Source organism: Budvicia aquatica DSM 5075 = ATCC 35567, assembly GCF_000427805.1.
In the GTDB taxonomy this organism is placed as follows: Bacteria; Pseudomonadota; Gammaproteobacteria; order Enterobacterales; family Enterobacteriaceae; genus Budvicia; species Budvicia aquatica.
In genome coordinates this window covers 20,701-33,762 of record NZ_ATYS01000019.1, presented here as the reverse complement: position 1 = coordinate 33,762, position 13,062 = coordinate 20,701, and the positions used below count along the sequence as shown (strand labels likewise).

The window sequence follows — 13,062 nt, the reverse complement described above, 5'->3', positions numbered from 1 at the left end:
GTTTATCAATAATCCTACGATCCGGAAATCGTCAGCGTTTGTCCTAAACGAACCTCGTCTGACGTCATATTATTCGTATTCTTTAGCTCTGACATACTCACACCATATTTCTGGCTAATCTGAGAGAGCGTATCGCCTTTAACGACCTTATGTTTCACTACTCCAGACGCTGCTTTACTCTGACTACTGCTTTGTTTTGAAGCTGAAGCGGTGACTGTATTAGTAATGGGGTCCGTTGCCGGCACTTTCAAGCGCTGTCCGCTCCAAACACCATCTTTTTTCAATGAGTTCAGTTCAATCAGTGATTTCATGGTTGTTCCATAGCTCAAAGCTATCTGAGATAGCGTTTCACCCCGCTTCACAACATGAATTTGTGTTTTACCCTGCTTAGTCGCAGTGGATACTGATTTAGCCTGAGCTGTTGTTGCCGTTGCTGTTGATTTACCCGCAGGTACTGAACTGGTTTTCTTTGGCCGATTGTCCGTTGAGCCTGAAGACTCTAACGGATGGGCAAGAAAATAGCTGCGCACCCCCTTATAAATTGCCTGAGCCAGCTTGTCTTGAAAAGCGGCACTGCCTAACAGGCGTTCTTCACCGGTATTAGAAATAAACCCGGTTTCTACCAACAAAGAAGGGATATCAGGTGAACGCAATACGCCAAGGCTGGCATGTTCAGGACTGCGTTTATGTAGCGAACCGATGCGCCTCATCTCAGAGATAACCTTTACCGCAACGTCGTAACCAACCCGCTGGGAATGCCCGAACTGTAGGTCAAGCACCGCCTGACTGAGATAAGGGTTTGATTCACTGTTAGCCAGCACGTCACCGGCGCCCCCCAGCAGCTCTGACTGTTTCTCATGTTGCTCTAGCCAACGCCCCATTTCACTGTTAGCCCGACGGTTTGAAAGCACCCATACCGAGGCGCCCGTTGCGCTGCGATTAGGCGCAGCATCTGCATGAATAGAGATTAACAAATGCGCATTTTTATTCCGGGCTACGTCAGATCGGCCCATCACAGATATAAAGTAATCACCGTCACGGGTCAGTACGCCCTGAAAATTAGGGTCATTATCCAATAAGGCTTTAAGCTTTCGTGCAATAGCTAACGTTACCGTTTTTTCCTGCAAACCGTTCAGTCCGACAGCGCCGGAATCTTTACCACCGTGACCAGCATCAATGGCAATAACGATTTTTTCAGAACTGGTATTTCTGCTACTGGCCTGACGCGGCTCAGTTTTAACTACAACGTCATCACTATTGACGGTTGACGGCCCGGAGAATGGATTTTTGCCGGTGGGTTGATTAGATAAGGTGGGTTGAGTGGTTTTAGCCTGAGTTTTTGGCTTGGCCTGAACGGTATTTTCAGCCTTAATAGTAAATACCACCAGATACTGGCTGCCCTTTTTCTGGCTATTGGCTTTTACCGTTGAGCTCTGTTTCAGCTCAAACACTAGCTGAATACTGTCAGCATCTTTAGGGGTACCTGAAGTAATGCGGCTCACTAAATTCTGCCCGCTAAAATTTAACGGAAGCCCCTGTACAGCCCGCCCGCTTTGCCTGACATCAATAAAGACTTTGGCCGGACTTTTCTGGCTGGAGAAGGCATAAATAGGCTGACTGTCAAAAGCCAACGTCACTTTCGATTCAGTTGCGCTATTATTGACCTGAATATCAATTAATGAGGCTGCCAGCGCCTGCCCACAGGCTAACCAGAGAAAGACAGCAACGAAACCAATCCAAAATTTCCTCATGACTTTACTTTCCCTGTAACAGAACATGATGCATTTCACTCAGGCGGGTCAACATAGATTCCCCCTGCTCGGTTGCTGCCGACAATTCAACCCGACGCCCTTGCTCATAATAGCTAAAATGCAGTGTCAGATCGGCCTGAGGAAACATACCTGTTCCCCGCTGAGGCCATTCAACCAAACAAATGGTATCGGGCTGGAAGTAATCGCGGATCCCCATAAATTCAAGTTCTTCAGGATCGGCCAGCCGATATAAGTCAAAATGATAAACGGTAAATTTATCCAGCTCATAGGGTTCAACCAGCGTGTAAGTTGGGCTTTTTACATTCCCCTGATGACCTAACGCTTGAAGAAAACCGCGGCTAAAGGTCGTTTTGCCGGCGCCAAGATCTCCCAACAGATAAACAATACAGGCTTTATCACAGGTATCGGCCAGCGCAGCACCGAAAGCGACCGTTGCCGCTTCATCGGCTAATGTTAAAACCAATTCTTTCATGTATTCCTGAGCATTTATTAAATAATTAAGGATTTACCAGTCCGGGTATTTCTGACAACAAATCAGTGGCCAGCATGCCACGCTCCCCTTGCCGCAGCGCGATCCTATCTGCAGCAACACCGTGAACAACACAACCGGCAAGGGCCGAATCCAATAACGGCAACCCTTGACCCAATAAACTGGCAATAATGCCGGACAGTATATCGCCCATTCCACCCGATGCCATGCCGGGATTGCCCACATCGGCAATAGCCAGCACTCCCGACTCATCGGCAATCACGGTACCTGCACCTTTTAGTACCACCGTACCGCCATAGCGACGAACCAGTTCCATCGCGGAATGTAAGCGGTCACTCTCAATCTGTTCAACGCTGCACTGCAATAACCGGGCGGCTTCACCGGGATGCGGCGTAATAATGCGATTTTGCCGTTTATCGGCAGTGATTGCCAGCAGGTTGAGTGCATCAGCGTCCCAGAGCATCGGTTTATCACTGCCGGAAACTTGCTCTATTGCCAATCGCCCCCAATCTGACTGACCTAATCCCGGCCCGATAGCGATCACATCGGCCCAGTCTATCGCTGCGGCTAAAGTGCCTTGCTCTAAAGGCTGAACCATGAGCTCAGGCCTGGCTGCTAGCATACCGGCAATATGTTCAACGCGAGTGAGTACTCGCACTAATCCTGCGCCGGTACGCAACGCCGCTTCACCCGCCATACGAATAGCACCGCCGGTCCCCGTATCGCCGCCGATAAATAATAACTTCCCGTGATCCCCTTTATGAGAGCAAGGACGCCGGGGCTTAATCCATTGATTCAGGCAATCCACAGTAAGACGCTGAAGCTGTGGCTTTTGTTCCGCCAACCAGCGAGATAAACCTAAAGAATTATAATACAACTTACCGACAACATCTCTTGCCTGCCCGGTTAGCAACCCGCTTTTTAATGCCACAAAAGTCAGCGTTTGGCTGGCATAAACGACTTCTCCATGCGCTATACCGGTATTCGCATCCAGACCGGAAGGAATATCCAACGAAACCACCGGTGCCGGGTATTGATTAGCCTGGTTAATCAGTGAGGCATAAGGCTCTCTGGGAGCCGAATTAATGCCGGTTCCCAATAATCCATCAATAATAAGATCGCAATTCAGCGGCCAAACGGCATCATGAGGAAAAATTTGACCGTAGTTATTCAGCCAGTTCTCTCTGGCCTGTTGAGCCTCCGCGGGCAGGGGACTGTCTCCGGTTCCACTAATAATGGTAATTTCGATACCGTACTGTTTAGCACAGCGCGCGATGACATAACCATCACCGCCGTTATTACCATGGCCGCACAGAATCAGCCAGCGTCGGGCATCCGGATAAAGCCGGCGGCATAAAGCAAAAGCGGCTTCACCGGCCCGCTCCATCAATTGATAAAGCGATACGCCAATATGCCGGGCACCTTTACTTTCATTTTCCCTAACCCAGTCGGCGCGAAATACAGAATATGGTAAACTGGTGGTGTCTTTGTTCTGTTGATGGTCAATCATGTCGCATCCTCTCGATTTCAATCGGTTAGCCCAAGATATCAAGCTGTGGGGCCAAGCACTAGGTTTTCAGCAGGTGGGTATCAGTGATACAGACCTGACGGAAGAAGAACCTAAGCTACAGGCATGGCTTGATAAGCAGTACCACGGTGAGATGGCGTGGATGGCTCGCCATGGCATGTTACGTGCCAGACCTCATGAATTACACCCCGGTACGCTGCGAGTTATCAGCGTGCGGATGAACTACCTGCCGCCTGCCGCCGCCTTTGCTCAAACCCTTAAAAATCCTGAACTCGGCTATATTAGCCGTTATGCGCTCGGACGTGATTATCATAAAGTATTGCGCCAAAGGTTAAAAAAGCTGGGGGAACAAATACAGGCCTATTGCAGTGAATTTGATCTAAATTTCCGCCCTTTTGTAGATTCAGCGCCGATTATGGAGCGCCCACTGGCGACAAAAGCCGGTATTGGTTGGACGGGTAAGCACTCACTCATTATCAACCGTGAAGCCGGTTCTTGGTTCTTCCTTGGCGAACTTTTAATTGACCTCCCCCTCCCTGTCGATAGTCCGGTAGAAGAAGAGTGTGGTCGCTGCGTAGCCTGTATGACCATCTGCCCGACCGGCGCAATTGTTGAACCTTATACCGTTGATGCCCGACGCTGTATATCTTATCTGACAATCGAGCTGGAAGGCGCCATTCCTGAAGAATTACGCCCGCTGATGGGAAATCGAATTTATGGCTGTGATGACTGCCAAATGACCTGTCCGTGGAATAAGTTATCTCAGTTGACCGATGAGGCTGACTTTTATCCGCGCAGTTATTTATATCAACCGCCACTATTAGAGCTCTATAGCTGGGACGAACCAACCTTCTTACATAAAACAGAAGGATCCCCTATTCGCCGAATCGGCTACTTTCGCTGGCTGAGAAATATCAGCGTCGCGCTGGGCAATGCGCCTTATCAGGCGGATATCATATCGGCTTTAGAAAAACGTAAAGGCTTCAGCCTGCTGCTGGATCAGCATATTGATTGGGCGATTAGCCAGCAAATGACCAAGCGTAATAACGCCGCGATTGAAATACAACAGCCCAAGCAAAAGCGCTTAATTCGCTCGGTCGAAAAAGGCCTGCCGCGGGATGCATAAAACACCTAATATGTTGCAGATAAAAGCATAAAATAAATAATCAAGCCACTGTGCATAAAAAATTAAAATGCTTTATCTATCAACTGCAAAAAAAACCACAAGCGATCGGTGCGACAATTTTAAATTAAAAAAAACCTTAAATTTCATCACGTAATAGTTAATCTTTTTTATACAAACAAAACGTCAGAGTTATACAATGCTGATGTGATTTTGTGGATAACTCTGTTAACAACATTAATACAAAATGAAAATCAAGCGAATTCTTCAAGAAAGAATTCGCTCTGTTGCTGTCAACCCGCGGATTGCCCTAATGACACGATAAAAATAGCAAAGCGATTAAGCATAAACAGACTAATACTGGAAATCAGAAGCTATCGGTGGTCGTGAATTTCCCGCCGCCCGAAGACGAGGACGAGCGATGGCTGCCACCACCAGATGAAGAAAGTGTACTGGAACCATGTCCCCCTCCGGAGGATGACGAAAAGAAACCGCCACCCGAACTAGAAGATCCAGATGAAGAGTTGCTGACCGGAATATAACGAACCCCGCGTAATATTTCACTAAAGTGCTGCGAGTAGATATCACCGATCACCAGAGTTTCCAGCATAGATTCAATTTGCCGTACACCGATATCATAGGCGTATTTAGAAGCACTCAAATTACTATCAATAAATTCCTGATTAAGTTTATGAATACGATCGTATTGAGCACTAACATTTAGCCACTGAGGATGAATTTCAGTAATTGTGTTTTCCAGAGCAGCGATCTTATTCTTATTCATCAATAGATTCTTAAATAACAAATCGTCCTGAGGCGATTCTGTTTTTAGCACTAAGTCATTTAGCTTTGAAAGCGGTAACTGAGCCATGATAGAGGCTATTTTTTCACTGATAGAAGCAAACAGCTCGCCGTGGCCGTTAATATTATCTCGCAGGGTTTCATGCAATCGTTTGATATCGTCGCTACCGCTGTCAATACCGGACTGAATACGCTCAAGCCGATCGTTTACTGCAGTGAAGCCGACTTGGGTTGCCGCTTTATCAATCATAACCTGGCGTTTTTCAAATAAACCATGGTATCGCTGACTGGCATCATCTTTTCGGCGTTCAGCCTCTGCGCTCATTGATTGCAGCATCAGGTAATTGCGGCGATTACGCGGGTAATCAACCTGTCTGGCCAGCCAGCTGTCGAGGTGACGAAAAATCCATTTCCCCTTATATTCCGGCTGTTCAAAATGACGTTTAGTCAGGTAGTGATAAATGGGATGCGTATCAAACTCGGCCAGCTTAGTGCTCACTTCAGCCTGAATATCACTATTCAGAATCTCAGCGTCAGACAGCATGGTTTCTGCCTGAGTAAATTTATCGGCCAGTTCAGAGAACGATTTATCCTTCAGCAGCAATTCAACTTTCTTATCTTCCAGAATCACCGTCTGAGCCGTCAGCTCGTCATAGATAAGCTGATCTTGCTCCAGCTTGTTTTTTAGCTGTTGCAACCGACTATTCAAATCCCCCAACTCGCTTTTGAGACGCAGCAACAGTTGATTAATTTCGCTCAGTTCACCGACATCCGGGCTTTCCAACAGTAGAACTTTGGCCATCTGCTGATAAATTTCAGCCTGTTCACGTTTAAGCAACAGTATTTGCTGACGATTATCCATAATCCGATCGTTCAGTTGACTGACCTGATGTTCTAAAACATTCCGGTGGTCAGATATGATGCGCGATATATCCTTAGCTTTCATAACTTACCACTCCATAATGATTTTGCCGTCGGTTGAACGGGAATAGCTAAATGCCAAGCGGCCGGGCGATTTTTTACCTACCGTCGGATTATCAATATGGCCATTATCCCGCTTATCACTTCTGACCTTATTATATTCAGAAGACGGAACCTGAAGGCCAAATCGAGTCACGGTGGCCATTTTTCCGGTTTCAGAATCCGTCAATCTTAAAGGAAAAGCCCTTCCCTGAGGTGTTTTAGCCTCTACAACCAGATACCAAGTTTTACCGCCGCTATTGTCATAAGTACGTTCAACTCCCGACTTTTCCCCCACTTGATCGACAATCATTAGCGTCAGGTCAGCCTGAGAAAGTTGATACAAATATTCAAGATGGAACAATGCAGCTTGGGCTTCAGGTAATTGAAACTGACTTAGAGATTGCTTCATCTCACTGGCAACGCCGTCAATCTCTGGCTGGTCTTTGCGCAATACCGTTTTCTTCAAAAGCGTAACAATGTCATTACCCTGTCGGGTGATTTTCTGAACTTCAAGCAGCTGTTGATAACTGGCTTCAAGCGCTGCTATTTCGGATTCAGCGTTAGCAGCACCCGATGACAGCGCCAACGTTGCGTTGTCAAAAGCCTTGTGGAATGGCAGATATGTCTGATACAGAGAGCTGAAATTCTTAACGTCTGCAATCTGTTGAATACGGCGATCGCTATTTAGCAGAGACTTATAGTTAGCCAAATTATCGCTGATAATTTTACTGTCTCCCGCAATTGACTGATAGACGGAGGTCAGTTTGGCAAGTTTACTCTCCAGAGAACTATCTGCGGAATCGCTCTGATTAGCCTCAATATCGAAACTTCTGGTTTTATCGACCAGTTGGGCAAATAGCTTATCCGCTTCAAGCCGCAAAGCCTTACCGGCATCGGATGCATAGCGAAGGCCGTTATTATTCAACGACTCAAATTCTTTCAGGTAGTCGGTCAGGTTATTAACCAGCGCCTGTTTTTCTTTTTGTTTCTCAGCCAAAGCCAGCTCGGTCGCTTTTTGGCGTTCAATTAACGCCTGCTTTTCAGCCTGTTGCTTGGCGACTAATGCCTGCTGAGCCCACTTTTCAGTGTAGGAGGTCAGCGTTGCGTATCCGCCCCATGCAATGGCACAGAGCAGACAAGCAATAATAAAAATATTTCGGTTTATATAAAACTTAGCTAACAACCGTTGGTGCCAGGCAGGCTTTGCCATCTGAAAACGTAACCGATCGGCAAACCATTGATTCACGCCTTTTTCAATCAAAGCGTCATCAATATCCATGCCTTTCGACTGATAGTACTGCTTAACGCTTTGCGCTATCTTATTACGTAATGCTGACGGATTAAGCTGTTCTTCCAGAGCAATTTGTTGATGATATAACTCATCAATAATCGCCATTGCCCCCAGTTGATCGCTAAGTTTTATTTCACTCATTCAACGGAAGCCTTAAGAATAATTTCACTAAAGCGACGCTTTCCATCTTCAACAATGTCTTCCAACTCTTTCGAATTATTCGCAGACTCTTCACGCAGCTCTTCGATCAGCTGATAGCTGGACTCCTGATAGCTGACGATAGCATTGACCAGCGAACGGATTGATTCAGCTTTAATCGTTGAACCATATCCGGCGCGCAGGCCAGCTTCTAAATTTTTGTTACCTGAATTGGCAATAGTTTCCAGCCCTTGATTAATTCCGGCCTTCATCGCTTCCAGGGTTTTAGTACTCTCAGCCAAACCGTCAAGCGAAGTCATTGACGCTGACAGCGCGGTAAATACAATTTCATTGGTCGAAAAGAAGGTCACACTCTGGCGGTAAACCCGCTCTTTAATCGATGAAGTCTGTTGCAAACGAGCAAATATAGCTTCAGCAGCGTTATAGGCAACCAACAGGTTTTCGGCCAAATCTTTCACGATCTGATAGCGCTCATCTTCCTTTTGCATCACGCGCAGGGCTTCATCACGAACCAACTCTAAACGAGACTGCTCAGCCGGCTCAGCAGCCGCGGCGTTCTCTCTTGCATCATAAGCCTGCTGTAAAAGCTGTTTACACTGTTCTAAACGTTGTTCAGCCAATACCAGCAGTTCCTGAGAATCAATCTGAGCCTGTTTTAAACCAAAGCGGTAATCCTGATAAGCATCAAGAATGGTACGTTCACGCTCAATCTGCTCACCGGCTGATTTAGCGACATCCAGATAGGTTTGCTTAATTTTATTAAAACGGTCCGGAATAGAGCCTCTGACTAATATCATCCAGCCATTTTTAACTCTCTCAAGTAAATCTAACTTTCCATCATCCAGCCATACCACCATCTCTTGCGCATCGGTACGAATTGAGTCAAAAGCTGCAACGATTTTCCCTTGGCGATTGGCAATATCAAGACCTGAAATATTCTCACGGACGATGGCGTTAAAACCGCTTTGCTGTTGCAAAGTACGGGCAATGGCGACAACGCGATTGTTATCAATATTAGAGATAGAGTCTAACAGGGTCATAACCGGAGCATCGGGCTGAGCCGCAACAATGATGCCAAGTTTTTTGAGTTTTTGAACGGCGCGGTCGGTGTAGGGTACAACAGCAGTAGTCATCAGGTGATCCTTGCTTAAATACGATATAAATAGGCCAACGGTGCGATACCTGATTTGACTGTCCGAATTATCAATTACATCATCCATTACCGGGGTCAACTTATCAGCGCAAAGCCAGCGTTCTGATCTGGCACCCGTTATATCATTCCTGAGCGTTTAATTCCAATATGAATATCTCGCCACATTTCAAATAAAAAACATATTAATCATATAATTGTAGATATTTTAACAATAATGAACGGCTAAAAAGAATGTGCAACCTAGCCACTGATTCTTCAGTATCGGTCTGTTAAAAATAGGCTATATTAGGGGATATTAAGCCATATAAAGGACTAGGGCCCGTTTATGTCAGCTGTTGCAAATATTCAGCCATCAATAGTTAAACGCAATGCACTCTGTTTCATGCTACTGGCCGTCAATATCATCGGATTTATCTATCAGTCTTACTATATTCAAAATATCGGTGGTGACTGGCTATTACCAACCGATACCGATAGCTATGTTTTTATTATTTTGGGCGCTAATGAGGCCAACCTGACCCTAACAGGAGAACCCTGGCGCTTAGTTTCCAATATTTTTCTCCATGCCGATATTGCCCACTTACTGTTCAATATGGTGGCACTCCTTGCCATAGGCCCGTATACCGAAGAACACTTTGGTAAGTTAAAAATGCTGGCTATCTATCTGGTATCAGGCATATCAGCATCGCTAGTCAGCGCCCTGTGGTATAGCAGCGCGGGCAGCCAGGGAAATGAATTGTATGACTCGATCGCGTATTCAGTATTCCAGACTCAAATCTTAAGAATCAACATCAGCGTAGGGGCATCCGGCGCTATTATGGGGTTAGCCGGTGCCAACCTGGCCTCAATGCTTGCCAAAATGGCGGCAACCCACCAAGCCGAGCCGCAACAGAAAAAACATCTAAATTACACGCTAATCATGGTGGGGCTCACTCTGGCTTATGGCTTACAGAAAGGGGTAGATAGTTCAGCCCATATCGGCGGCCTTATCAGCGGCACCCTGTTTGCCGGTATTTTGCTCTGTTGTCATGCCATAAAATCTAAACTTATTCGCTCAACGCTTAGCCTGATTTCTATCGTTGCCGTTGCCGGATTATTGCTTGGTGCTATTCAGGCCAGCCAGCAGCCCGATAGTGAATCAATGCAAGATGCCCGAGAAACTATCATGGCGAAAATGGCTGAATACCAACAGGCCCGCGCGTTAGAACTGCAGCGCAGCTTAGCCCAACAGCAGATAGCGTTGGATAAAAAAAATCGTCCTGACCCCGTATCGGCAGAAGTAGCCGCCGGTATAGAGATTCCGATTGGCGGTTTTGCTGATGACGTGTACCAAACGGCAGATGGCCGATGGCTGTATGCTTCTATTGGAAAGAGCAACCAGCTAATACAAATTGACTTACAGAAAAATAACCACCTCCGAACCTATTCAGCGCCACCGCTACCGAAAACTAATGATGGTTGCCCTCACAATATGTGCCGGGGTATGGGCGTTTCAGGTATTGCTACCAGCCCCGATGGTAAGCTGATCTATGTCACCTCGATGCAACCTGATGCATTAAGCGTACTGGATACAGAACGTGGGAAAATAGTGAAAACCCTCCCTTTGGGTCAGTTTCCGCGAGCGATGCTGTTAACGAATGATGGCAAGCGGGCCTACGTTATAAACAGCGTAGATAACACGCTATCCGTTATCAATTTACAGGATTACAGCATTGAAAGAGTTATCGCATTTGCCGGTGGAAATGCAGAGCATTATGGCTTCGGGCGGCAATTAGCGATGGCTTTATCGCCGGATGAGAAATGGCTAGCATTCGCCAATACCATAGGCTCAACGGTAGAACTGATAAATACTGAAACCCTGGAACCTTTGCCAATACGGGAAAATGAAGCCGAAATATTAAACGTCCAAAGTCTGAGATTCTTAGCTGATAACAAGCAGCTACGCATAGTCACCGACAATACGCTTCTCGACATCAGCGTGCCTGACCGAGCGATAACCCAGCAAGTTCTCAGCTGTGAAGGTAAGGAGCTGCAAAATGCAGTATTGAACTCAGATGGAACCTTAATAGCCGTTCAGACACCATCAGCAGACCATTGGCTACTGGTAAAAATAAGTACCCGTAGCGTGATTGGATATTATCCGTTGACCACCATCGGCTATGGAATGAAATTCTCGAATAACGATGGGTTGCTGTTTGATAAAGGTCTTAACGATATCAGGGTATTAGACAGGGATAGATCTTTGGATCCTCAAGATACTGAGATAACGCCGCTCTGCTTTGAAGATCCGAATAACCAAGATGACATCGGCTGGTAACCTCATTATTGCGAAACTGTCAGATCAATAAAGGGCAGTTTCGCAGAATAACTTAGCGACTAATTCATTACCACGGGCTTAACGCCCACTTTTGGTTCGCCCCCAATCTTATCCTAAAAATCCAAAAGACGCCGTTCATCTCTATTCTATCGACAATCCCCACTCAACTAGCTGTTTAAGTAGAGTTCGTTCTCCAGCCCAGAGCTGAATATTGTTTAAACTTTAAATTGACCGACGGTCGGTCAGTGATGCATGATATGTTTATCATCGATATCAAGCCGATTATTTTTATTCATTTGTTCTGAGAGAAAGCGAAGGAAAAACAATGCGTATTGTTAAAGCACCTGATGTACGTCGCGCAGAAATACTCTCTATCGCAGAGAATTTATTTCAAACAAAGGGGTATGCAAAAACCTCGGTTGATGAAATCGTACGCCAGGCTGGCATTGCAAAAGGGACGTTTTATCACTATTTCAAATCGAAAGAAGAGATTCTTGATTCTTTGACTCAGCAATTAGTGGCGGATATGGCATTTCATAGCCAACTGATTGCCGGTAATAAAAACCTGAATGCCATTGAAAAAATCACCGCAATCATCAGCAAGCAAAATGCATTGGCAGATAAAAATCATAGCGTTGTCGGCAGTATGCACTTGCCTGAAAATAAAGAACTTCACGACAGAGTTAATATTGAAACGGTAAAAGTATTTGGCCCGATACTGGCGAGTGTTATTGAGCAAGGTAACCAACAAGGGCTTTTCCAGGTCGATGACCCGCTAAGTACCATTCAGTTTATTTTGGCCGGCTCACAATGTTTATTAGGCGAAGGCATTTTTAACTGGTCACCCGCCGAACAACAGGCGCGAATTAATGCCATGTTAACGCTGATTGAAAGAACGTTTGCAGCAAAACCGGGTTCAATGGTTACAGCGCTACAGGCCTGTTTGAATCGTAGTACGGACTAATGCTTTCGGCATATTTATGTTGAACACAGGACATAACATAATGAAAAAATTAAGAATTGAGAAATATATTCATCATCAGCTTGATGAATCATTTACCGTTCCATTGGGGCTTATTCGTATATTAAATACGCTGCTGCCAAGCTCGGCGATTGACGCCCTTAATCAAAATGGCCTTGGTTTAGAACAAATGGTTTTAGCCGACAGGTTAAATAAACCTTACCAAGCCTCGGTTGAGGTTGAGGAAAAAGGGATAATGAAAACAGTGACTGTTACGCTGATGTGATTTTTTAACAGTGACTATAAATCCCCTCAAGTTACAGGGGAATGATAAAATCAACTTTAACTTATTTTTATCTGGTTGTTAAAATACCATCCATCACACTATTATAAATATCTAAATCAATAACATAATAATTTTAATCTGTTTATCTGCTGGGCAAATCTCATCACTTTATTGGCCAAATAAAATCTGGCACCTATTATATTACCCGGTAATTAATT

10 protein-coding genes are annotated in these 13,062 nt (G+C 45.5%); 4 read left to right on the top strand and 6 right to left on the bottom strand.

Translation table 11 applies throughout. From position 1 onward, the window contains the following. Window positions 1–14: 14 nt before the first annotated feature. Genes amiB through nnr form a run of 3 tightly spaced genes read right to left on the bottom strand, consistent with a single transcriptional unit; the run spans window position 15 to window position 3,772 of the window. Window positions 15–1,751, bottom strand: coding sequence for an N-acetylmuramoyl-L-alanine amidase AmiB (amiB, locus tag YWE_RS0109510; protein ID WP_029094315.1), 1,737 nt, complete (start codon window positions 1,749–1,751; stop codon window positions 15–17). 4 nt (window positions 1,752–1,755) lie between these two features. Next, a complete protein-coding gene (gene tsaE / locus YWE_RS0109505; RefSeq protein WP_029094314.1) occupies window positions 1,756–2,244 on the bottom strand; it encodes a tRNA (adenosine(37)-N6)-threonylcarbamoyltransferase complex ATPase subunit type 1 TsaE in 489 nt (162 codons plus the stop codon). Window positions 2,245–2,269: 25 nt separating this feature from the next. Next, a complete protein-coding gene (gene nnr / locus YWE_RS0109500) occupies window positions 2,270–3,772 on the bottom strand; it encodes a bifunctional ADP-dependent NAD(P)H-hydrate dehydratase/NAD(P)H-hydrate epimerase (RefSeq protein WP_029094313.1) in 1,503 nt (500 codons plus the stop codon). Between nnr and queG the strand changes: the two genes are divergently transcribed. After that, window positions 3,771–4,916, top strand: coding sequence for a tRNA epoxyqueuosine(34) reductase QueG (gene queG, locus YWE_RS0109495; RefSeq protein ID WP_029094312.1), 1,146 nt, complete (start codon window positions 3,771–3,773; stop codon window positions 4,914–4,916). The two genes, nnr and queG, sit on opposite strands and share 2 nt — an antisense overlap. Before the next feature lie 364 nt (window positions 4,917–5,280). Here queG and YWE_RS0109490 read toward each other — a convergent pair whose 3' ends face one another. Genes YWE_RS0109490 through YWE_RS0109480 form a run of 3 tightly spaced genes read right to left on the bottom strand, consistent with a single transcriptional unit; the run spans window position 5,281 to window position 9,260 of the window. After that, window positions 5,281–6,660 carry a hypothetical protein gene (locus YWE_RS0109490; RefSeq protein ID WP_029094311.1) on the bottom strand — a complete coding sequence of 460 codons (1,380 nt, stop codon included), beginning with the start codon at window positions 6,658–6,660 and terminating at the stop codon, window positions 5,281–5,283. 3 nt (window positions 6,661–6,663) lie between these two features. Then, entirely contained in the window at window positions 6,664–8,109 is a 1,446-nt protein-coding gene (locus YWE_RS0109485; protein ID WP_029094310.1) for a DUF6384 family protein, read from the bottom strand. Next, window positions 8,106–9,260 carry a hypothetical protein gene (locus YWE_RS0109480; RefSeq protein WP_029094309.1) on the bottom strand — a complete coding sequence of 385 codons (1,155 nt, stop codon included), beginning with the start codon at window positions 9,258–9,260 and terminating at the stop codon, window positions 8,106–8,108. Before YWE_RS0109480 ends, YWE_RS0109485 begins: the two co-directional genes overlap by 4 nt. Window positions 9,261–9,605: 345 nt before the next feature. Here YWE_RS0109480 and YWE_RS0109475 point away from each other — a divergent pair, with 345 nt between their 5' ends. The 3 genes from YWE_RS0109475 (at window position 9,606) to YWE_RS0109465 (ending at window position 12,844) form a co-directional block, all read left to right on the top strand. After that, window positions 9,606–11,597 (top strand): rhomboid family intramembrane serine protease, encoded by a 1,992-nt coding sequence (locus YWE_RS0109475; RefSeq protein WP_029094308.1) that lies wholly within the window; start codon window positions 9,606–9,608, stop codon window positions 11,595–11,597. A 325-nt stretch (window positions 11,598–11,922) separates the two neighbouring features. Then, window positions 11,923–12,561, top strand: a complete 639-nt coding sequence (locus YWE_RS0109470; protein WP_029094307.1) for a TetR/AcrR family transcriptional regulator — start codon at window positions 11,923–11,925, stop codon at window positions 12,559–12,561. Between the two features lie 40 nt (window positions 12,562–12,601). Further along, window positions 12,602–12,844, top strand: coding sequence for a hypothetical protein (locus YWE_RS0109465; RefSeq protein WP_029094306.1), 243 nt, complete (start codon window positions 12,602–12,604; stop codon window positions 12,842–12,844). Window positions 12,845–13,062 lie beyond the last annotated feature (218 nt).

Bases quoted from the DNA above. Each gene is read 5' to 3' on its own strand.
- amiB (WP_029094315.1), bottom strand. From the start codon at position 1,751: ATGAGGAAATTTTGGATTGGTTTCGTTGCTGTCTTTCTCTGGTTAGCC.
- YWE_RS0109465 (WP_029094306.1), top strand. From the start codon at position 12,602: ATGAAAAAATTAAGAATTGAGAAATATATTCATCATCAGCTTGATGAA.
- nnr (WP_029094313.1), bottom strand. From the start codon at position 3,772: ATGATTGACCATCAACAGAACAAAGACACCACCAGTTTACCATATTCT.
- tsaE (WP_029094314.1), bottom strand. From the start codon at position 2,244: ATGAAAGAATTGGTTTTAACATTAGCCGATGAAGCGGCAACGGTCGCT.
- queG (WP_029094312.1), top strand. From the start codon at position 3,771: ATGTCGCATCCTCTCGATTTCAATCGGTTAGCCCAAGATATCAAGCTG.
- YWE_RS0109470 (WP_029094307.1), top strand. From the start codon at position 11,923: ATGCGTATTGTTAAAGCACCTGATGTACGTCGCGCAGAAATACTCTCT.
- YWE_RS0109475 (WP_029094308.1), top strand. From the start codon at position 9,606: ATGTCAGCTGTTGCAAATATTCAGCCATCAATAGTTAAACGCAATGCA.
- YWE_RS0109490 (WP_029094311.1), bottom strand. From the start codon at position 6,660: ATGAAAGCTAAGGATATATCGCGCATCATATCTGACCACCGGAATGTT.
- YWE_RS0109485 (WP_029094310.1), bottom strand. From the start codon at position 8,109: ATGAGTGAAATAAAACTTAGCGATCAACTGGGGGCAATGGCGATTATT.
- YWE_RS0109480 (WP_029094309.1), bottom strand. From the start codon at position 9,260: ATGACTACTGCTGTTGTACCCTACACCGACCGCGCCGTTCAAAAACTC.